At 64.9% G+C, this 24,730-nt stretch carries 21 protein-coding genes; 8 read left to right on the forward strand and 13 right to left on the reverse strand.

Annotated features, from left to right (window positions below):
• Nucleotides 1-210: 210 nt before the first annotated feature.
• Nucleotides 211-1,893: an electron transfer flavoprotein-ubiquinone oxidoreductase gene (locus tag IB232_RS03535; protein WP_192397166.1), complete on the reverse strand. Its 1,683-nt coding sequence runs from the start codon at nucleotides 1,891-1,893 to the stop codon at nucleotides 211-213.
• A 305-nt stretch (nucleotides 1,894-2,198) separates the two neighbouring features.
• Here IB232_RS03535 and IB232_RS03540 point away from each other — a divergent pair, with 305 nt between their 5' ends.
• Nucleotides 2,199-2,948 carry an electron transfer flavoprotein subunit beta/FixA family protein gene (locus IB232_RS03540; protein ID WP_192397167.1) on the forward strand — a complete coding sequence of 250 codons (750 nt, stop codon included), beginning with the start codon at nucleotides 2,199-2,201 and terminating at the stop codon, nucleotides 2,946-2,948.
• Complete coding sequence (locus IB232_RS03545) at nucleotides 2,949-3,878, forward strand: electron transfer flavoprotein subunit alpha/FixB family protein (protein WP_137972571.1); 930 nt, start codon at nucleotides 2,949-2,951, stop codon at nucleotides 3,876-3,878. It abuts the gene before it with no gap.
• A gap of 68 nt (nucleotides 3,879-3,946) precedes the next feature.
• On the opposite strand, the gene IB232_RS03550 is transcribed toward IB232_RS03545, so the two are convergent.
• Entirely contained in the window at nucleotides 3,947-4,870 is a 924-nt protein-coding gene (locus IB232_RS03550; protein WP_192397168.1) for an alpha/beta fold hydrolase, read from the reverse strand.
• A gap of 117 nt (nucleotides 4,871-4,987) precedes the next feature.
• Between IB232_RS03550 and IB232_RS03555 the strand changes: the two genes are divergently transcribed.
• The 4 genes from IB232_RS03555 (at nucleotide 4,988) to IB232_RS03570 (ending at nucleotide 8,614) form a co-directional block, all read left to right on the forward strand.
• Nucleotides 4,988-5,821, forward strand: coding sequence for a substrate-binding periplasmic protein (locus IB232_RS03555; protein WP_192397169.1), 834 nt, complete (start codon nucleotides 4,988-4,990; stop codon nucleotides 5,819-5,821).
• 20 nt (nucleotides 5,822-5,841) lie between these two features.
• Nucleotides 5,842-6,168, forward strand: a complete 327-nt coding sequence (locus IB232_RS03560; protein WP_137973391.1) for a DUF4398 domain-containing protein — start codon at nucleotides 5,842-5,844, stop codon at nucleotides 6,166-6,168.
• Nucleotides 6,168-6,974, forward strand: a complete 807-nt coding sequence (locus tag IB232_RS03565) for an OmpA family protein (RefSeq protein ID WP_192397170.1) — start codon at nucleotides 6,168-6,170, stop codon at nucleotides 6,972-6,974. The genes IB232_RS03560 and IB232_RS03565 overlap by 1 nt, the downstream gene beginning before the upstream one ends.
• Nucleotides 6,975-7,171: 197 nt before the next feature.
• Nucleotides 7,172-8,614, forward strand: coding sequence for a PLP-dependent aminotransferase family protein (locus IB232_RS03570; RefSeq protein WP_192397171.1), 1,443 nt, complete (start codon nucleotides 7,172-7,174; stop codon nucleotides 8,612-8,614).
• 42 nt (nucleotides 8,615-8,656) lie between these two features.
• On the opposite strand, the gene IB232_RS03575 is transcribed toward IB232_RS03570, so the two are convergent.
• The 11 genes from IB232_RS03575 to IB232_RS03625 form a co-directional block, all read right to left on the reverse strand.
• The gene (locus tag IB232_RS03575) at nucleotides 8,657-9,037 is read right to left on the reverse strand and encodes a hypothetical protein (protein WP_192397172.1); all 381 of its coding nucleotides are present in this window, start codon (nucleotides 9,035-9,037) and stop codon (nucleotides 8,657-8,659) included.
• Between the two features lie 26 nt (nucleotides 9,038-9,063).
• Nucleotides 9,064-10,566, reverse strand: coding sequence for a flavin-containing monooxygenase (locus tag IB232_RS03580; protein WP_192397173.1), 1,503 nt, complete (start codon nucleotides 10,564-10,566; stop codon nucleotides 9,064-9,066).
• A gap of 43 nt (nucleotides 10,567-10,609) precedes the next feature.
• Nucleotides 10,610-11,101: an HIT family protein gene (locus IB232_RS03585; protein ID WP_192397174.1), complete on the reverse strand. Its 492-nt coding sequence runs from the start codon at nucleotides 11,099-11,101 to the stop codon at nucleotides 10,610-10,612.
• A gap of 10 nt (nucleotides 11,102-11,111) precedes the next feature.
• Nucleotides 11,112-12,080 (reverse strand): fatty acid desaturase family protein, encoded by a 969-nt coding sequence (locus IB232_RS03590; RefSeq protein WP_192397175.1) that lies wholly within the window; start codon nucleotides 12,078-12,080, stop codon nucleotides 11,112-11,114.
• A gap of 25 nt (nucleotides 12,081-12,105) precedes the next feature.
• The gene (locus IB232_RS03595; protein ID WP_192397176.1) at nucleotides 12,106-13,158 is read right to left on the reverse strand and encodes a ferredoxin--NADP reductase; all 1,053 of its coding nucleotides are present in this window, start codon (nucleotides 13,156-13,158) and stop codon (nucleotides 12,106-12,108) included.
• Between the two features lie 5 nt (nucleotides 13,159-13,163).
• Complete coding sequence (locus IB232_RS03600) at nucleotides 13,164-14,471, reverse strand: fatty acid desaturase (RefSeq protein WP_192397177.1); 1,308 nt, start codon at nucleotides 14,469-14,471, stop codon at nucleotides 13,164-13,166.
• An 80-nt stretch (nucleotides 14,472-14,551) separates the two neighbouring features.
• Nucleotides 14,552-15,703 carry an acyl-CoA dehydrogenase family protein gene (locus tag IB232_RS03605; RefSeq protein WP_192397178.1) on the reverse strand — a complete coding sequence of 384 codons (1,152 nt, stop codon included), beginning with the start codon at nucleotides 15,701-15,703 and terminating at the stop codon, nucleotides 14,552-14,554.
• 27 nt (nucleotides 15,704-15,730) lie between these two features.
• Nucleotides 15,731-18,355, reverse strand: a complete 2,625-nt coding sequence (locus IB232_RS03610) for an aminotransferase class III-fold pyridoxal phosphate-dependent enzyme (protein ID WP_192397179.1) — start codon at nucleotides 18,353-18,355, stop codon at nucleotides 15,731-15,733.
• A gap of 6 nt (nucleotides 18,356-18,361) precedes the next feature.
• Nucleotides 18,362-18,613 (reverse strand): acyl carrier protein, encoded by a 252-nt coding sequence (locus tag IB232_RS03615; RefSeq protein WP_192397180.1) that lies wholly within the window; start codon nucleotides 18,611-18,613, stop codon nucleotides 18,362-18,364.
• A gap of 356 nt (nucleotides 18,614-18,969) precedes the next feature.
• The gene (locus tag IB232_RS03620) at nucleotides 18,970-19,845 is read right to left on the reverse strand and encodes a LuxR C-terminal-related transcriptional regulator (protein ID WP_192397181.1); all 876 of its coding nucleotides are present in this window, start codon (nucleotides 19,843-19,845) and stop codon (nucleotides 18,970-18,972) included.
• Nucleotides 19,842-21,692: a fatty acyl-AMP ligase gene (locus IB232_RS03625; RefSeq protein ID WP_192397182.1), complete on the reverse strand. Its 1,851-nt coding sequence runs from the start codon at nucleotides 21,690-21,692 to the stop codon at nucleotides 19,842-19,844. The genes IB232_RS03620 and IB232_RS03625 overlap by 4 nt, the downstream gene beginning before the upstream one ends.
• A 381-nt stretch (nucleotides 21,693-22,073) precedes the next feature.
• Between IB232_RS03625 and IB232_RS03630 the strand changes: the two genes are divergently transcribed.
• Entirely contained in the window at nucleotides 22,074-23,543 is a 1,470-nt protein-coding gene (locus IB232_RS03630; protein ID WP_192397183.1) for an amidase, read from the forward strand.
• A 14-nt stretch (nucleotides 23,544-23,557) separates the two neighbouring features.
• A complete protein-coding gene (locus IB232_RS03635; RefSeq protein ID WP_192397184.1) occupies nucleotides 23,558-24,694 on the forward strand; it encodes a fatty acid desaturase family protein in 1,137 nt (378 codons plus the stop codon).
• Nucleotides 24,695-24,730: the final 36 nt, after the last annotated feature.

The raw sequence follows: 24,730 nt of genomic DNA on the forward strand, positions 1-24,730 counted from the left end.
GCAGTAGTGTCGGAGAGACCCACGACGGTCTGGCCTGGCAGGTGGGGTGTCGGAGGTTCCGATGGCGGAGGATCGGGCCGCCTTGCAGTGGACGACCGAGGTCATGCTGGGGTGAAGGTGCTGGACATTGTCGAGCTACAGCAGGCTTTCGCCGGCGAATGGCAGGCATGAAAAAGCCGCCTTGCGGCGGCTTTTTCAATACGGCTCGAATTACATGTTGGGGTAGTTCGGGCCGCCGGTGCCTTCCGGAGCGATCCAGGTGATGTTCTGGGCCGGGTCCTTGATGTCGCAGGTCTTGCAGTGCACGCAGTTCTGCGCGTTGATCTGGAACTTCTTCTCGCCGTCTTCCTTGGTCACCACCTCGTACACGCCGGCCGGGCAGTAGCGCTGCGCCGGTTCGTCGTACTTCGGCAGGTTGACGCTGAGCGGGATGCTGGCGTCGGTCAGCTTCAGGTGGCAGGGCTGCTCTTCCTCGTGGTTGGTGTTGGAGAGGAACACCGAGGAGAGTTTGTCGAAGCTCAGCTTGCCGTCCGGCTTCGGATAGTCGATACGCTTCGATTCTGCAGCGGGCTTCAGGCAGGCATAGTCCGGCTTGGTGTCGTGCAGGGTGAAGGGGATCTTGCCGCCGAAGACGTTCTGATCCAGCCAGTTCAGGCCGCCACCGAAGACCGGGCCGAACTTGTGCAGGGCCGGGCCGAAGTTACGGCTGCGGAACAGCTCGTCGTATAGCCAGCTGGCCTTGAAGCCATCGACGTAGCCGTTGAGCAGGTCGCCGCCCTGGCCGTCGGCCAGCAGTGCGTCGGCAACCGCTTCGGCGGCCAGCATGCCGGACTTCATGGCGGTGTGGCTGCCCTTGATCTTGGCGAAGTTCAGAGTGCCCAGGTCGCAACCGATCAGGGCGCCGCCCGGGAAGACCATCTTCGGCAGCGAGTTCAGGCCGCCTTTGCAGATGGCGCGAGCACCGTAGGCGACGCGCTTGCCGCCTTCCAGGTACTGCTTGATCACCGGGTGGTGCTTGTAGCGCTGGAACTCGTCGAACGGCGACAGGAAGGCGTTGCCGTAAGACAGGTCGACGATCAGGCCGACCACTACCTGGTTGTTTTCCAGGTGATAGAGGAAGGAGCCGCCGGTGTTCTCGGTGCCGACCACATCCAGCGGCCAGCCGGCGGTGTGCACCACCAGACCCTGCTCGTGCTTGGCCGGGTCGATGTCCCAGATTTCCTTGATGCCAATGCCGTAGTGCTGGGCGTCGGCTTCGGAGTCGAGATTGAATTTCTTGATCAGCTGCTTGCCGATGTGGCCACGGCAGCCTTCGGCGAACAAAGTGTACTTGCCGCGCAGCTCCATGCCGGGGGTGTAGTAGCCCTCTTTGGGATGGCCTTCGCGATCCACGCCGAGGTCGCCGGTGATGATGCCGCGAACCACCCCGTTCTCGTCGATCAGTGCTTCCTGGGCGGCGAAGCCCGGGTAGATCTCGACGCCCAGGGCTTCGGCCTGCTGGGCCAGCCAGCGGCACAGGTTGCCCAGGGAGATGATGTAGTTGCCTTCGTTGTGCATGGTCTTGGGCACGAACAGGCCCGGCACTTTGATGGCGCTGTCAGCGTTCTTCAACATATAGATGTCGTCACGCTTGACTTCGGTGTTCAGCGGGGCGCCCAGCTCTTTCCAGTTGGGGAACAGCTCGTTCAGGGCGCGCGGCTCGAAGACCGCACCGGAGAGGATGTGAGCGCCGACTTCGGAACCCTTCTCGACCACGCAGACGCTGATTTCTTTGCCGGCGTCGGCGGCCTTCTGCTTCAGTCGGCAGGCGGCGGAGAGGCCCGAGGGGCCGGCGCCGACGATGACGACGTCGAATTCCATAAATTCGCGTTCCACAGAGAATCTCCTACTCAAGGCTTCTTCGGTGTTATTGATCTGGCTTGGCTAGGCTTTCTCTGGCCTGCGCGCTGGGCATTATATATATAGCCCCTTGCACGTCCAATACAAACGTTTGTTTGAATTTTGTCAAAGCCGTGTAGCGCAAGGCTTGGCGCCGGATAAATGGGAGTTTTTCGTGTTGACCGAAAAGGGCGTTCCGGTCAAGATACGGGCGGTTTTGCGTTCGCCGTATGGGCTGACCGTCGGTTCCGGCCGACTAGCATCACCGGCCAGGCTTGCCTTGGCGACATTCTTATTCACCGGAGAGTAACGAGGAATCCATGAAGGTTCTTGTAGCTGTCAAACGAGTGGTCGACTACAACGTCAAAGTCCGCGTCAAGGCGGACAACTCCGGCGTCGACCTCGCCAACGTCAAGATGTCGATGAACCCCTTCTGCGAAATCGCTGTGGAAGAGGCCGTACGTCTGAAGGAAAAAGGTGTGGCGAGCGAGATCGTCGTCGTCACCATCGGCCCGAACACCGCTCAGGAGCAACTGCGTACCGCTCTGGCCCTGGGTGCTGACCGTTCGATCCTGGTTGAGACCAACGAAGAGCTGAACTCCCTGGCCGTGGCCAAGCTGCTGAAAGCCGTGGTCGACAAGGAGCAGCCGCAACTGGTCATCATGGGCAAGCAGGCCATCGACAGCGACAACAACCAGACCGGCCAGATGCTGGGCGCCCTGACTGGCTTCGCCCAGGGTACCTTCGCTTCCAAGGTCGAACTGGCTGGCGACAAGGTCAACGTGACCCGCGAAATCGACGGCGGTCTGCAGACCGTTGCTCTGGCCCTGCCGGCGATCGTCACCACCGACCTGCGCCTGAACGAGCCGCGCTACGCGTCGCTGCCGAACATCATGAAAGCCAAGAAGAAGCCGCTGGACGTGGTTACCCCGGACGCCCTGGGCGTTTCCACCGCTTCCACCGTCAAGACCCTGAAAGTCGAAGCGCCTGCTGCCCGCAGCGCCGGCATCAAGGTCAAGTCCGTGGCTGAACTGGTCGAGAAATTGAAGAACGAGGCGAAGGTAATCTAAATGACTATCTTGGTTGTTGCAGAACACACTAACGCCGCTCTGGCCGCGGCCACTCTGAACACCGTTGCCGCTGCTCAGAAGATCGGTGGTGACATTCACGTGCTGGTCGCCGGTTCCAATGCCGGTGCTGCTGCCGAAGCCGCTGCCAAAATCGCTGGCGTGAGCAAGGTGCTGGTTGCCGATAACGCCGCCTTCGCCAACCAGCTGCCGGAGAACGTCGCCCCGCTGGTTGCCGAGCTGGGCAAGGGCTACAGCCACATCCTGGCTGCCGCCACCAGCAACGGTAAGAACATCCTGCCGCGCGTTGCCGCTCAGCTGGACGTCGACCAGATCTCCGAAATCGTTGCCGTCGAAAGCGCCGATACCTTCAAGCGCCCGATCTATGCCGGTAACGCCATCGCTACCGTGCAGTCCTCGGCTGCCGTGAAAGTGATCACCGTGCGTGGTACAGGCTTCGACGCCGCTGCTGCCGAAGGTGGCTCCGCTGCCATCGAAGCCGTCACCACTGGCGGCGACGCTGGCAAGTCGTCCTTCGTCGGCGAAGAGCTGGCCAAGTCCGACCGTCCGGAACTGACCGCTGCCAAGATCGTCGTTTCCGGCGGCCGTGGCATGCAGAACGGCGATAACTTCAAGCACCTGTACGCTCTGGCCGACAAGCTGGGCGCTGCCGTCGGCGCTTCCCGCGCTGCCGTCGACGCCGGCTTCGTGCCGAACGACATGCAGGTTGGCCAGACCGGCAAGATCGTCGCTCCGCAGCTGTACATCGCGGTCGGTATCTCCGGTGCCATCCAGCACCTGGCAGGCATGAAGGACTCCAAGGTCATCGTCGCTATCAACAAGGACGAAGAAGCCCCGATCTTCCAGGTGGCTGACTACGGCCTGGTGGCTGACCTGTTCGAAGCCGTACCGGAGCTCGAGAAACTGGTCTGATCCAGCTTCTTCGCTCTCGCAAAAAACCCGCTCATCGAGCGGGTTTTTTGTTTTAGGAAGACCGGTTTCTACAGACTGTCTAGGAAAGCCTGATAGTGGTGCGCCGTTTCCTCGGGACGTTCGATCATCGGCGCGTGGCCGCAGTTCTTCATTACTACCACGGTCGGTTGCTTCAGCAGCGGTTGCATCACATCGATGCTGGAGACATGCAGGGCACGGTCCTGCTCGCCCCACAGCACCAGGGTCGGCACCTGGATGTTCGGCAGTTCAGGCTCCAACGGCACATAGTGGCCGCGCAGCTGGGCGAAGATGCGGTCGTAGTGCTCCTGGTTGACCACCGACCTCTCGGCAAAGTAGCGCTTGAGGGACTCCGGCAACGGTGGCGGGCTGACGAAGACGAAGTTCATCAGCGCGTCGAAGTCTTCGGCTCTGCGGACCACCAGCGGATTGGGCTCGCCGCGCTCGAGGCGCTGGATCATCTCGCTCTTTTGCGGTGCGGTGACCCCGGCATTGTCCAGAAGCGCGACACTCAGGACCTGTTCGGGATGGCGCGCGGCATACAGCGCGGCGATATGCCCTCCCATGGAATTGCCGACCAGGTGCAGCTTGTCGATCCGCAGAGCGTTGGCGAAGGCCCGCACTCGCTCCATCTGGCTGACCACATCGTAGCTGGCATTCGGTTTGCTGCTCTCGCCGAAGCCGGGCAGGTCCAGGGCGATTACGCGGTAGCGGTGGGTGAGGTGGCGGGAGAAGCGCAGCCAGTTATCGCGATCGGCGCCGAATCCGTGAATCATCAGCAGTGTTTCACCGTCGGCCGGCCCGCCTTCGTAGTAATGTATGGTCAGCTCGCCGACCGTGATTTCCTTCGGAGAGACGCCAGCCAGCTGGCGCTCGACAAACCGCACGCCGGCCACCAGCGCGGCAGGTGAGAGGTACAGCGCACCGGCCGCGCCTGCCAGCAACAGGGCTATGCCGAGGGCGATTTTTTTCATGGCGAATCCTTATCGCTAATAATTATTAGGCGTGCTTGCTACGCTAGCATGAAGAGCGCGGGGCTGGTGAAGGCCCGCTGCTTGCCACGCATACCAGCGGTGCTTCCGATGCAAAAAATGTTGTCGTTGAAAATCCTCGGCCTCATCGGCCTGTTGCTGCTTCCCGGCCTGGCTTCGGCCGCCGGCAAGTGCGAGCGCCTGGTGGCCACCGGCAACCCCGAGTACCCGCCCTATCTGTGGCGCGACCCGCAGAGCCCGCAGCACCTGATCGGTGCCAATGCCGACCTGCTGACGCTGATCGGCAAACAGCTGGGGGTAAAGATCGAGATCATCTACACCGGTCCCTGGTCCCGCGCCCAGGACGAGGTGCGCACCGGTCGGGTCGACCTCCTGGCCGGCGCTTTCCTCACCCTGCCACGCCTGGAGAGCATGGACTACGTGCATCCCGCCTTCTTCATCACGCCCAGCGTGGTCTGGGTGCGCAAGGGCCAGGGCTTCCCCTACAGTGGCTGGGAAGATCTACGCGGGCGTACCGGCGGCACGCTGGTGCACAACAGCTTCGGCCAGCAGTTCGATGCCTTCGCCAAGGCCAACCTCAGCCTCGAGGAAGTGCCCAGCCTGATCCAGGCCTTTCAGAAGCTGCTGTTGGGGCGCACCGACTATGTGATCTACGAGCGCTACCCAGGCGTGGCGCTGGCCAACACCCAGGGCATGCTGGAGAGCCTGGAAACCCTGGAGCCGCCGATCTCCAGTGAAGGCCTGTACCTGACCCTGTCGCACAACTCCGCCTGCAACGATCCCTGGCTGCGCGGACAGCTGGCGAAAAAGATGACAGAATTGACCGCCGCCGGCCTGCCGGAGTCCCTCCTGCAGCGCAATCTGGAGCGCTGGAAAGCCCAGCAGGCGCAAGCCGCCGACGTTCCCCCGCAAGAGCAGGAAGATTCTCAGTGAACCCACGTCTAACCCTTGTCCTGGCAGTGCTGGCGCTGGCCGGCTGTGCCAACGACCCGGCGCCGAACGAGCAGATGCGCCTCACCGTTCAGGCCGTCGAGCAGGCGCGCGCGGTCGGTGCAGATCCGCAACTCGAGGAGATGCGTGAGGCCGAGCGCAAGCTGGCCCGCGCCGAGAAGAACATGGGCGAGGAGGACTACAAGCGCGCCCGGGTGTTCGCCGAACAGGCCGAGCTCGACGCTCGCCTCGCCGAGGCCAAGGTCCTCAATCAGAAGAGCCAGAAGCAGCTCGATGAACTGAACGCGCGCCTCACCCGCCTGCGCAAGCAACTGGGAGAGCTGCCGTGATGCCGAAGATGACCATGGGCGGCGCTCTGCTGCTCTCCCTGGCGCTGCTGGGCGGTTGCGCCAGCCAGCATAACCAGCAGGTGCTGGGCGAGGCGGAGGCCAGCTTTCAGCAGGTGAAGGAAGATCCGGACGTGCTGCGCAGCGCGCCCAAGGATGTGATCCGAGCCGGTGAGTCGCTGGCCCGTGCCGAGCGTCTGTCCAATTACTGGGGCAGCGCCGACGATGTCGCGCACTACGCCTTCCTCAGCCAGCGCTACAGTCAGATCGCCCGCCAGCACGCCGACCTGAACCTCAACCAGGAGCGTCTGGCCAAGCTCGAGCTGGAGCGCGAGCGCCTGCAGCTGGCGCTGCGCGAGGCCAAGCTGCTCAGCGCCCAGCAACAGGGCCAGTGGCTGGAAGAGCAGGTGGTCAGCCTGGCCGCCAGCGAGACCGATCGCGGCCTGGTCATGACCTTGGGTGATGTGCTGTTCGACGCCGGCCGCACCGAGCTGAAGGCCTCGGCCAACCGCACCATCCTCAAGCTGGTGCAGTTCCTCCAGATCAACCCGCGGCGCACCATCCGCATCGAGGGCTATACCGACAACCGTGGCGTGGCGGCAGAGAATCTGGAGCTGTCGCGGGCTCGTGCCCAGGCCGTGGCCGACGTGCTGGCCGACCTCGGCATCGATGCCAAGCGCATGCAGGTGAAAGGTTATGGCGAGGCCCATCCCTTGGCGGAGAACGCCTCGGCCAAGGGCCGCGCGCAGAATCGCCGGGTCGAAATACTGATCTCCGATGAGACGGGGCTGCTCGGCGAATACCGCTAAGTAACCTGTGCGTTCAACGAAACCCCGGTGCCTCGGCCCGGGGTTTTTTATTAGACCAAAGTCTAATCAAGGCCATGCAGAGTACCGCCTAAGCTAGAACAGATGGAACTGTACCGCTGGCAAATGTTCTGACTGTATCGCCAAGCCTCAATTGTATTTCGCTACTGTTACGGTCCAGTAGTGCAAGGAGCCTCCTCATGACCAGTTTGTTGCTTTACCAGCGCATCGCCCAGCAGCTGGCCGAGGATATCCGCCGCGGTGTCTACCAGCCGGGCGAGCGCGTGCCCTCGGTGCGCAAGATGAGTTCGCAGCTCAGCGTCAGCCACGCCACCGTGCTGCAGGCCTACGCCAACCTGGAAGACATGGGCCTGATCCGCGCCCGCCCGCAATCCGGGTTCTACGTGCACCAGACCGCCGGCCTGACTGCCTCCACTCCGGATATCGCCCGCGTCGAGCGGCCGGCCATGGTCACCCGCAGTAGCATCATCAGCCAGGTGCTCAACGATTCGCGCCAGGACGGTGTGTTCCCCCTCGGTGCCGCTGTGCCGCACGTGGACTACCTGCCGGTGCGCTCGCTGCACCAGCAGTTGGCCAAGGTCACCCGCTTCCAGAGCCCGCGGGCCTTCAGCTATATGTTCAGTCCCGGCTACGAGCCACTGCGCCGCCAGGTGGCGATCCGCATGCGTGATGCCGGCGTGGTGGTCGATCCGTCCGAGGTAGTGATCACCCACGGTTGTGTGGACGCCATCCACATGGCCCTGCGCGTGATGACCCAGCCCGGCGACCTGATCGCCGCCGAGTCGCCGACCTATTACGGCCTGCTGCAGCTGGCTGAAGTGCTCGGCCTCAAGGTCATCGAGATCCCCAGCGACCCGACCACCGGCCTCAGCCTGGAGGCCTTGCAGCTGGCTGCCAACCAGTGGCCGATCAAGGCCCTGGTGCTGACCGCGCGGCTGTCCAACCCGCTGGGGGGCAGCATTCCCGAGGAGCGGCAGAAGCAGCTGCTGCGCCTGACCCGCGATCACGGCATCCAGGTGATCGAGGACGACATCTATGGCGAGTTGCTGTTCGAGCCCGGGCGCAGCAAGGCGCTCAAGGCCCATGATCGCGACGACCAGGTGGTGTACTGCTCGAGCTTCTCCAAGACGTTGTCGCCGGGTGTACGCATCGGCTGGATCATCGCCGGCGGTTATCAGGAGGAGGTGGAGCGGCTGCAGACCTTCAGCACCCATTCGGCCTGCAGCGTGACTCAGATGGGTGTGGCCGCCTACCTGGAGAACGGTGGCTACGATCGCCACCTGCGGCATATCCGCCAGGAGTATCGCAAGAACATGACCGCCTACCAGTTGGCCGTGCAGCAGCACTTCCCGGAGGGCACGCAGATGACCCGCCCCTACGGTGGCTTCATCCTCTGGGTCAGCCTGCCCGGCAAGGTCAGCGCCCAGGAGCTGCACGTGCGAGCGCTGCAGCAGGGCATCAGCATCGCGCCGGGGATGATCTTCAGCAACACCGAGCAGTTCAACCACTGCCTGCGCCTGACCTGTGGCGTGCCATGGAACCGCGAGTCCGAGCGGGCGATCATGACCCTCGGCATGCTGGCCAAGCAGCTCTGTCAGGAGACGCTCGGCGGCCAGCAGTAGGCTGCAAAGAGTCGACCCGCTGATCGCAGCGGGTCACTTCTCTCAAACGCTGGCCAGTGTGGTCGAGAAGCGCTCGCTGCGCAGCGCCCGCCAGGTCCACAGCGCGCCGAGCAGGTCCGGCAGGCCGAGCACCAGCAACATGGGCGAGACCATGCCGGTAGCGACGAAGACGCCGAAGACCGCCAGCACCGAGGCGCGCACCGGCACGGTGGCGGCGATGAAGGGCCGCAGGTCCCGGCGGCCGGCCAGGCTGTAGTAGATGCCCAGGTAGATCACCAGCAAGCCGACGATGCGGATCCACACCTCCTCGGTCAGCGGGAAGCCGAACAGCGCCAGCAGCAGGTTGGGGGCCAGCAGCAGCGTTGCACCCAGCACCAGCAGGTAGCAGCCAAACGCGAAGATGGTTTTTCCGGACGGGCTCATCACAGTTTTCCTTGTACTGAGGTGGATCAATCGGTGGTGTCGGTCAGCCGGTAGGCCTCGGCATCGAAGCGCCGTGTCGCGCGACGAAAGGTCCAGCTGAAGCCCGGCCAGATCACCACGTTGCGCCCGCTCTCCGCGTGCTTGTACCAGCTGCGGCAATTGCCTACGGACCAGACCGCGCCCTGCATGCGGCTGCGCAGGGCCGCATTGAAGCGCTCCTGTACCTGCGGCTGGATGTCCAGGCTGTCCGCCCCCTGGGCGTCCAGGGTATCCAGCGCACCGAGGATGTAGGCGACCTGCGACTCGATCATGTAGACGATGGAGTTGTGGCCGAGCCCGGTGTTGGGGCCCATCAGCAGGAAAAGGTTGGGGAAGCCCGCCACCGTGGTGCCCTTGTAGGCCTCGGGCCCCTGGCTCCAGGTGTCGAGAATGTCCTGGCCGTCGCGGCCGAAGATCATCCCGCGGGGGAAGGGCGTGCTGGCCTTGAAGCCGGTACCGAGGATCAGCAGGTCGATCGGGTGGCGCTGGCCATCCGCGGTGATCACCGCGTCTTCGTCGATCTCGCGGATGCCCTGGGTCACCAGGCTGACATTGGCCTGGGTGATGGCCGGATAGTAGTCGTTGGAGATCAGGATGCGCTTGCAGCCGATGGCATAGCGCGGCGTCAGCTGGCTGCGCAGCTCCGGGTCGCGCACCTGGCGGCGCAGCATGTTCAGGGCGAGGAAGCGGTGGAAGGCCATCAACTTCGGATTGAAGGCGAAGCCCAGGGCGCGGGTCTCGTGGGTTGCGTAGGTGAAGCTTCTGACCAGCTTCTGCAGGCGCGGGAAGCGGCGCAACAGGCCGCGCTCGAAGCGCGAGAAACCACGGTCCGGCTTGGGGATGATCCACGGCGGGGTGCGTTGGAACACGCTGAGCGAGGCTGCCGCCGGCTGGATCTCGGGAATGAACTGGATGGCCGAGGCGCCAGTGCCGATCACTCCGATGCGCTTGCCCTTGAGGTCATAGTCGTGGTCCCAGTGCTGGGAGTGGAATACGCGGCCGCGAAAGCGCTGCAGGCCGGCGATGTTCGGGTAGTCGGGCGTGGACAGGGCGCCGGTGCCGGCGACCACGAAGCGGGCGAACACCACCTGGCCGGCGCCATCGGTGATCTGCCACAGCGCGCGCTTCTCCAGCCAGCGCAGCGAGGCCACTTCCCGTTGGAACTGGATATGCGGCAGCAGCTGGTACTTGTTCGCGCAATGCGCCAGGTAGTCGCGGATCTCCGGCTGCGGCGAGAAGCGCCGCGACCAGTCCGGGTTCGGCTCGAAGGAGAAGGAGTAAAGGTGCGAGGGGATGTCGCAGGCGCAGCCGGGATACTGGTTGACCCACCAGGTGCCGCCGACGCCGGCCTCCTTCTCGTACACCACGAAGTCGTCTTCGCCGCGCTGTTTGAGGCGCACGGCCATGCCGATGCCGGAGAAACCGGCGCCGATGATCAGGACCCGGTAGACCTTCTCCGCAGTCAGGGACGCGTTCAGCTGTGCAGTCATCTTCTTCTCTTGTCGCTGCTGGGTTTCTATCGCGTGGGCAAGCTCAACGGACCTGGACCAGTGCCTCATCGGCCGGCGCGCGCGCTCTGCTGGGCTGCTCGATCTGCGGGGCGATGGCGTCCGCCTGCAGCTGCAGGATGTCCTGGCCGGTGCGGGGGCCGAACAGGCCGGTGAAGTGCAGGAACATGCGCCAGCCGAAGCCCAGACCATCGCCGCGCCTGCGCGGGATCAGGTGCAGGTGGGCATGGGGAATGTGCTGGTTGCTGGCCTTGCCGTCGTTGACGATCAGGTGCGAGCCCTCGACGCCGAAGCCGGCGCGGCGTTGGGCGGCGAGCAGCCTGTCGAAGGTCAGGTAGAGATGCTGGCGGGTGGCGGTCGGCAGTTGGTCGAGCGTCTCCACATGCTGGCGCGGAATCAGCAGCACGTGGCCCTGGCCCAGTGGGTGGATGTCCATGAAGGCGAAGCAGTGCTCGTCCTCGTAGACCCGTACGGAACGTTCGCTGCCGGCGGCGATCTTGCAGAACAGACAGTCCATGGTCATCCCCTCAGCTGGCATCGGCGGCTGGAGCAGCCCCGTGACGAGGCTCCTGCGGCTGACGGACGAAGAGGCGGGCGAGCAGCCAGCGGTCGCGCAGGAACGGCTTGTTGTCGAGCAGCGCGTGGACCTTGTGCAGGTTGAAGAACGGTACGCCCGGATAGACGTGATGTTCGACGTGGTAGTTGATGTTGGCCCAGATCAGGCTGAGCACGCGGCTGGGGATGGTGATGGTGTTCTGCGCCAGGTCCAGGCGCTGTTCGTCCTCGCTGCCGAGAGTGGCCATCGGGAAGTGTTCGTAGCCGCGCGAGATCGGGTTGATCAGCAGCGCCAGCAGCAGTACCGGCAGGATGAAGATCAGCACGAACTGGTAAAGCATGCCCATGCTGGCGAACCAGACGCCGAGCGCCACCATCGTCAGTAGGTTGAACACCAGCTCGCGCAGCACCAGGTTGCGTACCTTGCTGCCGTAGCGCACCAGAGAGAAGTAGGTGAAGCGCGGCACGAACACGGCGATGCGCAGGAACATCCACTTCACGCCGCTGGCGTAGTTCCACTCGTCCGGGTCCTTGTCCGCATCGCCCAGGTAGCGGTGGTGGTACTTGTGGCACTCGGTGAAGGAGGAGTAGGGGAAGACGATGAACCAGGCGAAGAAGCGCCCGACCCAGAGGTTGCAGATGGCGGAGCGGAAGGCGTTCTGGTGGCCGCAGTCGTGCTGCAGGATGGTGAAGGCGTGCATCTGGTTGCCGAGCACCAGCACGGCGAGCAGCTGCACCAGCCAGTGCTCACTGAGCAGGATGGCGGCGGCGGCGGCGACCCACACCGCCACGTGCAGCGCCGACCAGAGCAGGAACCTGACCGGGTCGGGTTGTTGCAGGGCCAGCAGCTGTGCCTGGCGCTCGCGGTCGACCTTGAGCTCCGCGCGCTTGGCCAGGCGGATCTCGTCTTGTGCCGCCAGAATCGCTTCTCTATCCACCACGTCCACCTTCCTGGGATTTTCTGGGTTAGTCGACCTGCAGTCGCACGTCGTCCGTCGCCGGATAGCCGATGCACATGAGCGCGTGGCCCATCTTCAGTTCGGCCGAGGACAGGCCATGGTCCTCGCGCATCTCCACTTCGCCGGACAGCTTGGTGCAGATGCAGGCGGTGCAGAAGCCGCTGCGGCAGGAGAAGGGCGGCTGCACGCCATTGGCCAGGGCGGCCTCGAGAATGGTCTGGCCCGGCGGCACGGCGAAGCTGAATTCCTGGCCCTGCATCAGCAGCTGAACCTGCTTCGGCGCGTTGGATTGCACGGGCGGCTGGGTACTGGCCTTGGCCGGGGTGAAACTCTCCATGTGCACCGCTTCGGGGGGGACGCCCATGGCCTGCAGGGCCTCGGTCACTTCGTCCATCATGCCGTTGGGGCCGCAGGCGTAGTACTCGATGGCATAGCCCGGCGGGTTCGGCAGCGCCTGAAGGAGTTCGCTGACCCGCTGGCGGGTCAGGCGGCCGCTGTGCGGGTGGGGCGATTCCGGCTGGGACAGCACGTGCAGCAGGTTCAGGCGCTCGCCGAACAGGCGCTGCAGTTGCTCCAGCTTGTCGCGGAAGATCACCGAGTCGGTATTGCGGTTGCCATAGATCAGCGACACCCGCGAGTCCGCCTCGAAGTGCAGCGCCGACTTGAGGATGGAGAAGATCGGCGTGATGCCGCTGCCGGCGGCGAACAGCACCAGGTGGCGGCGCTTGCCCGGCTGCGGGGCGAAGGTGAAGCGCCCGTGGGCGCCCAGGGTATGTACCGCGTCGCCGGCGGCCAACTGCTGCACCAGGCGGTTGGATACCTTGCCGCCGGCGATGCGCTTGACCGTGATCGACAGGGTCTTGTCCAGGCCCGGCGTGCTGCTGATCGAGTAGGCCCGGCAGCCCTTGGCGCCGTCGCCATCCACGTCGACTTCCAGGGTCAGGTACTGGCCGGCGGTGTAGCGGATCTTGCGCAGCAGCGGCTGCTTCAGGTGGATGGTCACCGCATCTTCGGTTTCCCGCTCGATGTAGGCCACTTTCAGGGTCAGTGCTTTGCTCATGGCGTTCACGTCCGCTGCGCTTGCTGGGGGAAGTGCAGAGGGCGGGGCGCGGCCTGGTGGCCGGCGGCGCTCTGCTGGTAGGCCTGCTCATGCTCGGCGATGGGCGCGGCGGCGCAGCGGCGCTTGAGCAGGGCGACCTTCTCGGCCTGGGACAGCGGCTCCCACCAGTCCAGCTTGTCGGCCAGGGCGTCGAAGCGGCGCAGCATCAGCATGAGGAACAGGTCGAGCACGCTGAGGTCGCGGAACACCAGGGATTGCGCAGCCTTCATCTCCGGCTTGATGCGCTCGAACAGCGCGGGACTCTCCGACCAGTGCACGTTCTCCCAGTGGTGGTGGCAGACGTGATAGCCCTCGTTGAGGGTGTTCACCGGCTTCTCGAGCAGGGTCACGGTGTTGTACATGAAGTCCTTGGGATCCTGCTGGCCGCCGTAGAAGGCATGCTGGCTCCAGTGGATGACGCCCATCAGGAAGTTGCTCGCGCACCAGGGCACCAGCATGTACAGCACCGCGATCGGTAGGCTGTACAGCGCCAGCAGGGCGAACAGGGCCAGGTGCAGCAGGTTGCCGACGATCATGCTGCGCATCTGCGCCGGTTTGCGCTTGCTGCGGAAGTACAGGTACGGCGACACCAGCAGCTGCTGGTACATCACCTCGCGCACCATGTAGACGATGAAGTGCCAGGCGTTGGCATGGTCGTAGCGGGCGGTGGCGTAGACATCCAGCGGGCCGGCGTTTTCCCGGTGGTGCTGCTGCAGGTGCGCCGCCGCATGCGGGGTCAGGCCCATGGGGATGGCGAAGAACATGTAGAGGAAGGAGTTGCCGGTCCACTTCTCCACCACGCTGGCGCGCTTGAACAGGCCGCCGACCTTGTGGCCTTCCTGGTGCATGGAGCTGAACGAGCGCACGAAGGCGCGGATGTTCGGGCCGTAGACGCAGGCGTAGAAGCCCAGCACCAGCGGCCAGGAGATCTCCACGATGACCAGCTGGGCGATGAAGATCGGGATGGCGGTCAGGCCCAGGGTGATGGCAGCGGCCAGGATGGGTTCGTCGCGCGGGTCCTTCAGCACCCGGTTGGCCAGGCGCTGGACCTGGCCGTGATAGGCGGCGGTGATGGTGCCACCGACAGCGGAGACGCCGGGAATCGCCTGCAGGATGCGCCGGCCCAGCTGCAGCGTCAGCGCCATGGCAAGGATCACGCCGATGGCCGCGGTGTTGAACACCAGCAGCACGGCGAACAGTGGAATGGCGAAGAAGTGGAACAGCGGATGGATATTGCCCGGCCGCACCGGATAGAGCGTGTCTGTCGTCGCCATGAATTCAGGCTTCCTGCTGAGTCATGTGGATCATCGCGCCGGCCCGTCCGACCTCGGTCGGCGCGGGGCGGCGCAGTGCCTTAGCCTTGCGCCGTCGGTGCGGCGGCCGAGTCCCGCAGGTACGCCGCGAGCAGCGGCGTGGCGGCGGCGCGGGAGATCGGGTGGAAGCAGATCGCCCGGGAAGCGGCCAGCAGGTAGGCGACTTCGTCGGAGGCGATGAAGGCCATGCCGCCCAGCAGCTCCACCGCCAGGTTGGTGGAGCGCTCGATGGTGCCCTGGACCAGGAAACGGGTGCACAGCGCCTTGCTGTAGCTGGCCTCGTCGGCGGCGCGCTGCTCTTCCAGGTCGCGGGCCGCGCCGACCAGGGCCTGGTGCGCGCCTTCCAGCTCGATGGCCAGCTGGGCCAGCGGGGCATCCTCGGTGTGGCGTTTTTTCAGCAGCAGCTCGACCAGCGCCGAAGCCACGCCCAGGTAGGTGCCGCCGACCATCAGCTGGAACCAGCACAGGCCGGACAGCGAGGTTTCCTGGGCGGAGGCGGCCACCGCTTCGTCGTCCACGGCCTCGGCCAGCAGCATGCGCTCGGCGGGCACGAACACGTCCTCGAATACCAGCGCGTTGCTGTCGGCGGCCTGCAGTACCGGGGTGTTCCAGAAGCGCTCGCGGGATACCCCGTTGCCGTCGTTGAACACCACGGCGAAGCCCTGGGTGATGCTGCCGTCATCGTTCTCGCGGGCCACGCCGACCACGATCACGTCCATGTTGTGGCTCATGGTGCAGGGCTTCTTGGTGCCGCGCAGCAGGTAGCCGCCCTCGACCGGGGTGACCTTGACGCTGGTGTTGAAGATCTCCGCGCCGACCTTGCCTTCGGCGAAGGCCGAGGCGATCAGCAGCTGGTCCTGGCAGATGCCGTAGAGCAGCTCGTCCGCCGCCGGAATCAGGCCGCCGAGCTGGACGATGGTGGCGATGGTGTGGTGGTGCATGGTCATCATCACCGCCAGCGACGGGCACAGGGCGCCGACCGCACGCAGTATCTCCACCGTCTCGCGCGGCGAGGCGCCGAGGCCGCCGTAGGTTTCGGGGATGATCAGGCCGGCGGCCTTGTAAGAGCGGAACAGCTCGCACAGCTCGCTGGAGTCTGCCTTCTCCAGCGCCATGCGGCCGCGGGCTTCCAGGGCGGCGATCAGGCCCGGCAGGCGGGCTTCGGTGACGCTTCGTGCATGTTTCATCGACATGGGATAGTTCTCGAGTTGTTCTTGTGGTTATCCGGCCATCTCGACCAGTTGCTCGACGGCGGGGGCGAAACCGAAGTTCAGGGCCAGCTCGAAGATGGCCTCGGCCTCTTCCAGCGGTGGGCGCTTGCCGATGCTGTAGTCGCGCGTCTTGCCGGCCATGGTCAGCACCATGGTTTCGGCCAGGCAGCTGAAGGTCACGCCGGTGGGCAGGTCGGTGAGGTTTTGGTTGCCGAAGCGATAGCCACGCTCGGGCAGGTGGATCAGACCACCCTCGATGACCGTCACGTCCGGGCGCTGCGATAGCGAGGAAGGGCCGATATCCGGCGGCTGCGCGCAGTCGCAGATGATCGCGTTGTGGTGCAGCGCGGCCGGGTCGATGAAGGCGGAGCCGTTGGAGGTGGCCGAGAGCACGGCCTCCAGCTTCGGCAGCCAGTGGCCGAGATCGGAGGAGACCACCACCGGCGGCTGTACGCCGACGTGTTCGCGCACCAGGGCATCGACGGCGTCGAACAGCTCGCGCAGCTGGGCATCGTCGCTCAGGTCGCGCTCCAGCAGGCTGGCCACCGTGTGCTCCGACAGCAGTGCGGCCAGGGGCTTACCGATGCCGCTCGGATGTCCGCTGTGGATGCCGCGCAGGGCAGTGGCATACAGCTCGCCGCCGACCAGCCGCAGCTCATGCATGGCGCCCTGGTTGGCCGCGTTGCCGAGCAGCACCAGATGTTCGGTGAACTTGCCCAGGCGCAAGCTGGCCAGGCGACCCACCGAGCCGTAGGCGCCGATCACCCCGGTCAGCCGCTTGGCCAGCGGTGCGCCGCGGTTGGCGCAGGTGCTGAGCAGGGCGTCGACGCCGACCATGGCGGTGAGGCTGTTGCCGGTGGTGGTATGGAAGCGGTCGTTGACCACATCCAGGCCGGCGTTGGAGATGACCGAGGTGTAGGCGCCGAGGCCGACGAAGTCGACGCCCAGCGGGCGCACCGCGTCCAGGTAGTTGTCGATCAGCTTGCGCCGCTTGCCCAGGCTCAGGCGCATCAGGTCGCGTGGTTGCAGCAGGCTGCCGACCAGCCAGCCTTCCACGTAGTCGCCCTGGTCGTTGTAGATCTGCCGGGCATGGAAGGACACGCCGGCATCCAGGTCGGGCTTGGCCCAGTCGGAGAACTCGGCCAGCCAGTCCTGCATGAAGGCCTTCTCTTCGCCGACCACGCCGAGGGCGTCGACTATGTTGTCGCCGTTGACGCTCTCCTGGGTGGTGGGGTGCAGCAGGAAGGCGAAGCGTCCCAGGCAGCGGCCGCCGCGGTCGTGGCTGCGCGGCTTGCCGGCGCTGGGCGCCGACCACTTGGCCAGCGGGCCGCGCTGGGCCGGGAAACCCTGGGCCTCGAGGATCAGGCGATGCTGCTGGTCGTGGGCGATCAGCTCCGCGGCGGCGCTCAGGCCGTCCACCAGTACGTCGATATCGTCCTCGGCGATGCTCAGCGGCGGCTGGATGCGCAGCACGTTGCCCTCGTTCAGGGTCGGCAGGCAGTACACGCCATGGCGGGTCTTCAGGTAGCCGCAGACGATGGGCACCAGGGCGCCGAAGGCGCTGGCCAGGGACAGGGTGTAGAGGCGTTCGCCGGACCAGCGGCGGAACTTGAGGCCGAGCATAAGGCCGCGACCGTCTAGGCTCTCGAACACCTGCGGGTAGCTCTGCACTAGGTTTTCCAGGCGGGTCCGCAGATAGGCGCCGCGCTCGGCCGCCTGGCGTACCACGGCGCGCTCGTTCGCGGTGAGGTGCTCGACCACGGCGAGGCCGATGGCTGCGGTGAAACCGTTCACGCCGAAGGTGGAGCTGTGGTGGCGGTCGAAGTCGCGGCTCCAGCACTGCTCGCCGTAGATGCAGGCACCGATCGGCACCAGGCCGCCGCCCAACGCCTTGGCCAGCAGCAACATGTCGGGGGTGAGGCCGTTGGCTTCGGCGGCGAACAGCTGTCCGGTGCGGCCCAGGCCGGTCTGGATCTCGTCCAGCACGAACAGGGCGCCATGCTTGCGGCACAGGTTCTGCGCGGCCAGCAGGTAGCCCGCGGGCGGAGTGATCATGCCGGCCTCGCCCTGCACAGCCTCGACGAAGAAGGCGGCAACGCGCTGCTCCTTCAGTACCGTTTCGAGGGCCTCCAGGTCGCCATAGGGCACATGGCTGAAACCGTTGCCGCGGATATGGAAGGGCTCGCGGTAGACCGGCTTGCCGGTCACGCCCACGGCGCCCTGGGTCTTGCCGTGGAAACCCGTGTGGGTGCCGACGATCAGCTCGCGGTTGGTGGCGGCGCGAGCCAGCTTGATGGCGGCCTCAACTGTCTCGGCGCCACTGGTGGAGAAGCTGACCCTGGCCATCTGGCCGGGCGCGATCTCGATCAGGCGCGCGGCCAGTTGCTCGGCCAGTGGGTTGCCCAGCGGCTGGATGAAAGAGGGCAGGCCGGAGTCGAGGAAGGCGATGGCCGCCTCGCGGATGTGTGGCGCGCCATAGCCGAAAGGCACGGCGCCGAACTGGCCGACGAAGTCGATCAGCGTGTGGCCGCTCTCGGTGGTGATGCGGGTGCCTTGGGCGCGGGTCACCGTCTCGTCGAGACCGGCGAAGTCGAGCAGTTCCTGGCGGGTGCGGTTGATCAGGGACGGGCTCATGCTGGCTTACCTCGCATCCGCGGTGATGACGGAATGCAGGTGCTCGCTGATCTTGCGCACGCTGTCGTGCTGGTAGGCGAACTCGGGGTCCAGCGAGATGCCGAAGAGATCCTCGAACTCGGCGGAAAGTCCGACGATGAGGACCGAGTCGACGCCCATCTCGTGGAACGAACGTTCCAGGTCGAGGGAGCTCGAGTCGAGTTCCAATAGCCCAGCCACGGTCGCCGTGACGGAGGCGGTTATCTCGTCAATATGCACATGTCCTCCACAAGTTCCCTGTCCATATAAAAGGTCTTATCGCCACGATGTGGAATAAGACTTGGGGCGTTGTTAAGCGCAGCGGCAAGAATGCCCGAGGGCGCGAATAGTTATTCTTATGGTGCTTGCGGAATTACTCTCGAGGACAAGTGTTTCCTTGTGGGATATCACTTGGAGTTGCGATGTTGGGTGTCCGATGTTTCACGCTCAATACTCCAAGTGGAGTAATGGCACCGCTTATTTGTGACTTTCTTTCTGGCATATAAATGTCATGAATTATCTGGGGGTGAACGGCAATATGGGACGACAGTTCAACACTGTCGTCCCAGTTGTTTATTCCTAGAAGGAGTTATCTGTTATTCGTCCGAGAATAAGGCGGCGATCTGCGCCCGACTCGATGCATGCAGTTTGCTGAGGATGTTCTGCATGTGGGTCTTAACCGTCTTGTCGCTGATGCCGAGAATCTGGCCGATTTCCCAGTTGGTCTTGCCGCGCACCACCCAGCGGGCGATCTCGGTTTCCCGGCTCGACAGCAATGATGACGCCTGCGGGCTGCCCTTGCTGCTCTGCTGCTCGCGCAGCTGCTTGCTGCCGCGCACGCGGTTCAGGGCAATGTGCAGGTAGGGCGCCAGCACGGTCATGCGCAGCTTGTTCTCGTGGCTGATGTCTGCGGCCGCGTTGACGAAGTAGTAGCCGGTGAAGGTGTTGCGCTGCAGCCCGGGGAGCACCATCCAGGCCACGTTGGTGATGCCGTGACGGCGGAAGATGTCGGCCCAGATGCGTTCGGTCGGGGTCTTCAGCTCGCAGGTGGTGGTGAACTTCGGTCGCCCGTAATGCTCGGCCAGGTCGATGTCCAGCGGCGGCACCATTCCCTCGTTGCCGACGATCTCGCTCAGGCACTCCTCCGACATGCTATCCGTATGGATCAGGTTGTAGACGAAGGCGCGGTGCGCCCTGATCCGGCCGCTGGCGAAGATGAAGTGTTCGCACGGCAGGTACATTGCCAGGGCCTGCTGGGTGCGCAGCTTGAGATCATCGATGGTACGTACCGAGGCGATGGCCGTCAGCATCCGCACCAGGCTCAGACGCTCCTGATTGGCCTCCGGCAACAGCGGCAGTACCGGCGGCGAGTTGCGCTCGCTGTCATACACGGCTGCCAGAGGTGCCCTCAGTGTATGCACCAGGCCGGAGGTCGGAGCTCGGAGCAGGGCACTGCCCGCCAGGAAACTCATGCTTCCAGGGTCTGGCTGTTGAGGGTGGAATCGAGCAGGACGCGACCGCCGAGCTCGGCGACCACGACTTTCCTGCTCACCTCGATGCTGTCCGCCGGCAACTCCTCATGCAGCGTGCGGATCAATGGTTCGAACAGGCGGCGACACTCCTGCCGCCTGACCTTGCCGCTGGATGTGCGCGGCAGCGTGCCGCCGAATACCAGCAGTACTATTGGTTGTGCCACCCGGTGCTGTTGCCAGAGGCCGGCCTTGATATCGGCCAGCACGCGGGCCACGTCCAGTTGTCGGACGGAGCGTCGCTCCACTTCCTGGGCCACCACCAGTTGCTCGCTGTCCTCCAGCTCCACGCTGAACACCGCCGAGCCGTCCGGGCGGAAGCTCTCATCGGCGCGGAACACCGTGCTCTCGATATCGCCGGGATGGTGGTTGACGCCGTTGAGGATGATCAAGTCCTTGAGGCGGCCGGTGACAAATAGCTCGCCGTCGAGCAGGAAGCCGAGGTCGCCACTGCGGAAGTAGTTGCTGTGCCCGGCCTGCTCCGGACGCGCCGGGAGGAATGCCTCGGCGGTGCTTTCCGGACGCCGCCAGTAGCCCTGGGCGACGCTGTCGCCGACCACGCAGATCTCGCCGACCCGGCCCTCGGGCAGGCGTTCGCCGGTCTGTGGGTCGCCGATGAAGGGCTCGTGGCCGGGAATGCCGCGCCCGCTGCTGACCAGGGTGCGTACCCGCACCTCCGGCGACTCCATGACGAAAGCAGTGGCCACCGGCTCCGCGCGGTTGTCTTCGAGCAGCGGCGCATGGAAGTGGCGGATCACCGGCTCGCGCAGGGCGCGGTCGCAGGTCACCAGCAGGGTGCCTTCGGCCAGGCCGTAGCAGGGGAAGGCCGCGCCACTGCGGAAGCCGCAGCGAGCGAACCTGGCGTGGAAGGATTCGAGCGTCTGCGCTCGCACATGCTCGGCGCCGTTGAAGGCGATCTCCCAGCAGCTGAGGTCGAGGTCGGCCAGTTCCTCGTCCTTGACCTTCTTCAGGCACAGCTCGTAGGCGAAGTTGGGGCCGCCGCTGATGGTGCCGCGGTACTTGCTGATGGCCTGCAGCCAGCGCAGCGGGCGTTGCAGGAAGTGAATCGGCGCCATCAGGGTGCAGGGGTAGCCGACGTAGACCGACTGCAGGATGCCACCGATCAGGCCCATGTCGTGGTAAGGCGGCAGCCAGCTGACGTTATGGCTGCCCTGATGGGTGGAGAAGTTCTCGTGGATGCTCTGCGAGTTGTGGATCAGGTTGCCGTGGGTGACCACCACGCCTTTGGGGGTGCCGGTGGAGCCGGAGGTGTATTGCAGGAAGGCCGCGTCGGCGCGGGTGACCGCCACAGGGTTCCAGTCGCTGGCGCTGGTGTCGAGCTGGGTGATGTCCAGTACGCGGGTGGTTGGCGCCGTCTCGGCCAGCCTGCTGCGAATCGCCTCGGTGTCTTCGCGGGTGGTCAGGGCCGCCGCCGGGTTGCAGTCACCGAGGATGCCGTCCAGACGATCCAGGGTCTTGGTGGCGCCGGGCGGGTAGGCGGGCACCGCGATCAGGCCGGCATACAGGCAGGCGAGGAAGCCGGTTACGTAGTCGAGCCCGGGTTTGAGCAGGATCAGCACTCGGTCGCCAGGCACGCAATGGCGTTGCAGGGTGGCGGCGGCGGCGCGGGCGGCGCGGTCCAGTTCGGCGAAGGTGATGGTGATCTCGCTGTCGCGGCCGTCCAGCAGAAAACGGTAGGCGAGTTGATCGGGAATCGTCCTGGCGTGGTGTTGCAGACTCTCGGCAAAGTTTGCGTAAGAGAGATGCTGCTTATGCTCTTTTTCGATCATGTGCTCAACTTTCCCCGATCACTTATTATCGATCTTCTATGACCATTATTTCGAACAAGCGGAGCCGTCTGCGTCGAAGGCTTTGCTGCATTCATCCTCTTGAAGCATCTATCCGAAGGGAATACTCCAAACGGCGTATATCTGCCATCTCTCTGACTGCCTCATATTCGACGAACGGTCCGATATGTCGACGAGTTCAACTCCCGAAGGACTTCAGCTCTTTTGGTGTCCTTATATGTGAACCGACAGGTTCTATATTTCGCGATATTGCAAAGCCAGTGCTATTGGAATTGGTGGTGTTATTTCGAACACTTGCACAGCCTGTGATAGCCACTTTTCAAGATTGTGTTGCATTGATGAACAACCCGTTAGGAGAGCGCGATGCCCTTTACCGAATACGCGGAATTCGATGCCCTCGGGCTTGCCGAGTTGGTCAGGAAGCGCGAGGTGCAGCCCTCCGAGCTGGTAGAGGAGTCGATCCGCCGCATCGAGGCCCTCAACCCCGCGACCAACGCGGTGGTCTACAAGGCCTACGACACGGCGAGGGCTCTGGCGGCGCAACAGGATCGAGCCGCGCCTATCGGCCCGCTGCACGGCGTGCCTTTCCTGCTCAAGGATATCCTCGGCGATTGCCAGGGCATGCCGTCGGCACTGTCGTCGCGCATGCTGCGCGAGCGGGTGATGGAGCAGGACTGCGAGCTGGTCAGCCGCTGGCGCAAGGCCGGGCTGAATTTCATCGGTAAATCCAACACCCCGGAGTTCGGCATCCTGCCAACTACCGAATGCGCCTTCTATGGCCCGGCGCGCAACCCCTGGAACCTGGACTACTCGACCGGCGGCTCCAGCGGCGGCGCGGCGGCCGCCGTCGCCTGCGGCATGGTGCCGGCGGCCCATGGCAACGACGGTGGCGGCTCGATCCGCATTCCCGCCTCCTGCTGTGGACTGGTCGGGCTCAAGCCGACCCGCGCACGCAACTCGCTGGCTCCCGATTTCGGTGAACTGCTCAGCGGCCTGCTCGACGAGCATGTGCTGACCCGTACGGTACGCGACAGCGCCGCCTTGCTCGATGCCACCCATGGCATGGTGCCGGGCGATCCCTATCGGGCTCCACCGGTGAGCGGCACCTTCCTCGGCGAGCTGGCGCGCGAGCCCGGAAAGCTGCGTATCGCCTTCTCCCGCGTCGACCCGGCCGGTCGGCCGTTGCATCCCGACTGCATCGAAGCGGTGGAGAAAACTGCCAGGTTGCTCGAATCGCTTGGCCATGTGGTCGAGGAAGCGCAGCCGCAGATCGAACCGGAGAGCTTCGTCGGCTCCTTCACTACCCTGTGGTTCTCTGGCATCGCCTTCGCCGTGGAACTGATGAGCCTGCAGCTGGGGCGTCCGCCGCAGGACGGCGAGCTGGAAGGTCTGACTCGTGCGGTGCAGCAGCGCGGGCGTGCCGTCAGCGCCGTGGAATACCAGTTGTCCGAGCTGGTGCTGCAGCAGGTTGGCCGGGAGATGGCGCGTTTCCATCAGACCTACGACTGCTGGCTGACGCCAACCCTGGCGACGCCGCCGATCCGCAATGGCGTGGTCGATGTGCAGGAAGAGGACCTGGACAAGGCCTACGCGCCGCTGCTGGACTACAGCCCGTTCACCGCCATTCACAATGCCTCCGGGCAGCCGGCGATTTCCCTGCCGCTGCACTGGAACGCCGAAGGCCTGCCGATCGGCCTGATGCTCAGCGCCGAGTTCGGCGGCGAGGCGCTGTTGCTGCGCCTGGCCGGCCAGCTGGAACAGGCGCAACCGTGGAAGCAGCGGCGCCCGGAGCTGTTCCTGCAGCTGCAGGCCGCCGCACCGGCGCTGGCCTGAGCGAGGAGGGCGCGATGACGGTCCACGAACCCCAGCGGCAAACCGCGGAAACTGCCGTGCCCTGGCCCACCGACGCGCTGAGCCGCGAGGAACTGGCGCGTTTCGGCAAGGAGCTGATCCGCCAGACGCTACCTTTCACCGTCGAGGACCGGCGCCGCAGCTGGTGGCACTTCTGGACCAGCTTCGCGGCGCTCGCGCTGTTCGGCGCTGGCGCCGCCGCGCCGCTGTGGTGGCCGCTGCGCCTGGTGTTCAGCGTGCTGCTGGGGCTGGCGCTGGTGCGCATGTTCGTGCTGTTCCACGACTACATGCATGGCGCGATATTGCGCGGCTCGCGCTTCGCCGACCTGTTCTTCAAGGGCTACGGCCTGATGCTGTTGGCGCCGCCGACGCTGTGGAAGCAGTCCCACGACTACCACCACGGCCACAGCTGCCAGTACGTCGGTGCTGAGAAGGGGCGCCTGCCGCTGCTCTCCACCCATACCGACCTGGGCACCTTCCCGCTGATCTCCACCGAGGAGTACGCCCGCGCCAGCACCTGGAAGCGCCTGCGCTACCACGTCGCGCGCCATCCGCTGATGATCCTGCTGGGCTCGCAGACCATCTTCGTATTCAGCATCTGCCTGGTCTCGCTGATCACCCAGCCGCGCCACCGCTGGTGGTCGCTGCTGGCCCTGTCGCTGAACCTGGCCACGGTGCTGCTGCTGTCGCACTTCGCCCCCGACCTGCTGCTGTACCTGCTGCTGATTCCCATCCTCGTGGGCTCGGCGCTGGGCGTGTACATGTTCTACTGCCAGCACAACTTCCCCGGCGCGCGTTACCCGCAGGGCGAGGACTGGGACTACGTGGAGACCGCGATCCATTCCTCCAGCTACATGCGCACGGGGCCGATCATGGCCTGGTTCACCGCCAACATCGGCTACCACCACGTGCACCACGCCAACTCGACCATTCCCTTCTATCGCTTGCCCGAGGCGATGGCGGCGATCCCGGCCCTGCGCGAGCCGACCGTAACCACCCTGCATCCGCGCGATATCTGGCGCTGCCTCAGCCTCAAGCTGTGGGACCCGGCGGCCAGGCGCATGATCAGCTTCCGCGAGTTCCACCAGCAGGCCGCCGCCCGGGCCGCCGAAGGAATTTCGCAGGGGGCTTAACCCGGACCGACATGGCGCTGCGTCTACCCAGGCGAA

Origin of the sequence: Pseudomonas sp. PDM15 (assembly GCF_014851565.1) — a bacterium.
GTDB lineage: Bacteria > Pseudomonadota > Gammaproteobacteria > Pseudomonadales > Pseudomonadaceae > Aquipseudomonas.

Bases quoted from the DNA above. Each gene is read 5' to 3' on its own strand.
- IB232_RS03625 (WP_192397182.1), bottom strand. From the start codon at position 21,692: ATGATCGAAAAAGAGCATAAGCAGCATCTCTCTTACGCAAACTTTGCC.
- IB232_RS03575 (WP_192397172.1), bottom strand. From the start codon at position 9,037: ATGAGCCCGTCCGGAAAAACCATCTTCGCGTTTGGCTGCTACCTGCTG.
- IB232_RS03545 (WP_137972571.1), top strand. From the start codon at position 2,949: ATGACTATCTTGGTTGTTGCAGAACACACTAACGCCGCTCTGGCCGCG.
- IB232_RS03635 (WP_192397184.1), top strand. From the start codon at position 23,558: ATGACGGTCCACGAACCCCAGCGGCAAACCGCGGAAACTGCCGTGCCC.
- IB232_RS03570 (WP_192397171.1), top strand. From the start codon at position 7,172: ATGACCAGTTTGTTGCTTTACCAGCGCATCGCCCAGCAGCTGGCCGAG.
- IB232_RS03550 (WP_192397168.1), bottom strand. From the start codon at position 4,870: ATGAAAAAAATCGCCCTCGGCATAGCCCTGTTGCTGGCAGGCGCGGCC.
- IB232_RS03580 (WP_192397173.1), bottom strand. From the start codon at position 10,566: ATGACTGCACAGCTGAACGCGTCCCTGACTGCGGAGAAGGTCTACCGG.
- IB232_RS03600 (WP_192397177.1), bottom strand. From the start codon at position 14,471: ATGGCGACGACAGACACGCTCTATCCGGTGCGGCCGGGCAATATCCAT.
- IB232_RS03595 (WP_192397176.1), bottom strand. From the start codon at position 13,158: ATGAGCAAAGCACTGACCCTGAAAGTGGCCTACATCGAGCGGGAAACC.
- IB232_RS03605 (WP_192397178.1), bottom strand. From the start codon at position 15,703: ATGTCGATGAAACATGCACGAAGCGTCACCGAAGCCCGCCTGCCGGGC.
- IB232_RS03565 (WP_192397170.1), top strand. From the start codon at position 6,168: ATGCCGAAGATGACCATGGGCGGCGCTCTGCTGCTCTCCCTGGCGCTG.
- IB232_RS03555 (WP_192397169.1), top strand. From the start codon at position 4,988: ATGTTGTCGTTGAAAATCCTCGGCCTCATCGGCCTGTTGCTGCTTCCC.
- IB232_RS03620 (WP_192397181.1), bottom strand. From the start codon at position 19,845: ATGAGTTTCCTGGCGGGCAGTGCCCTGCTCCGAGCTCCGACCTCCGGC.
- IB232_RS03540 (WP_192397167.1), top strand. From the start codon at position 2,199: ATGAAGGTTCTTGTAGCTGTCAAACGAGTGGTCGACTACAACGTCAAA.
- IB232_RS03585 (WP_192397174.1), bottom strand. From the start codon at position 11,101: ATGGACTGTCTGTTCTGCAAGATCGCCGCCGGCAGCGAACGTTCCGTA.
- IB232_RS03610 (WP_192397179.1), bottom strand. From the start codon at position 18,355: ATGAGCCCGTCCCTGATCAACCGCACCCGCCAGGAACTGCTCGACTTC.
- IB232_RS03630 (WP_192397183.1), top strand. From the start codon at position 22,074: ATGCCCTTTACCGAATACGCGGAATTCGATGCCCTCGGGCTTGCCGAG.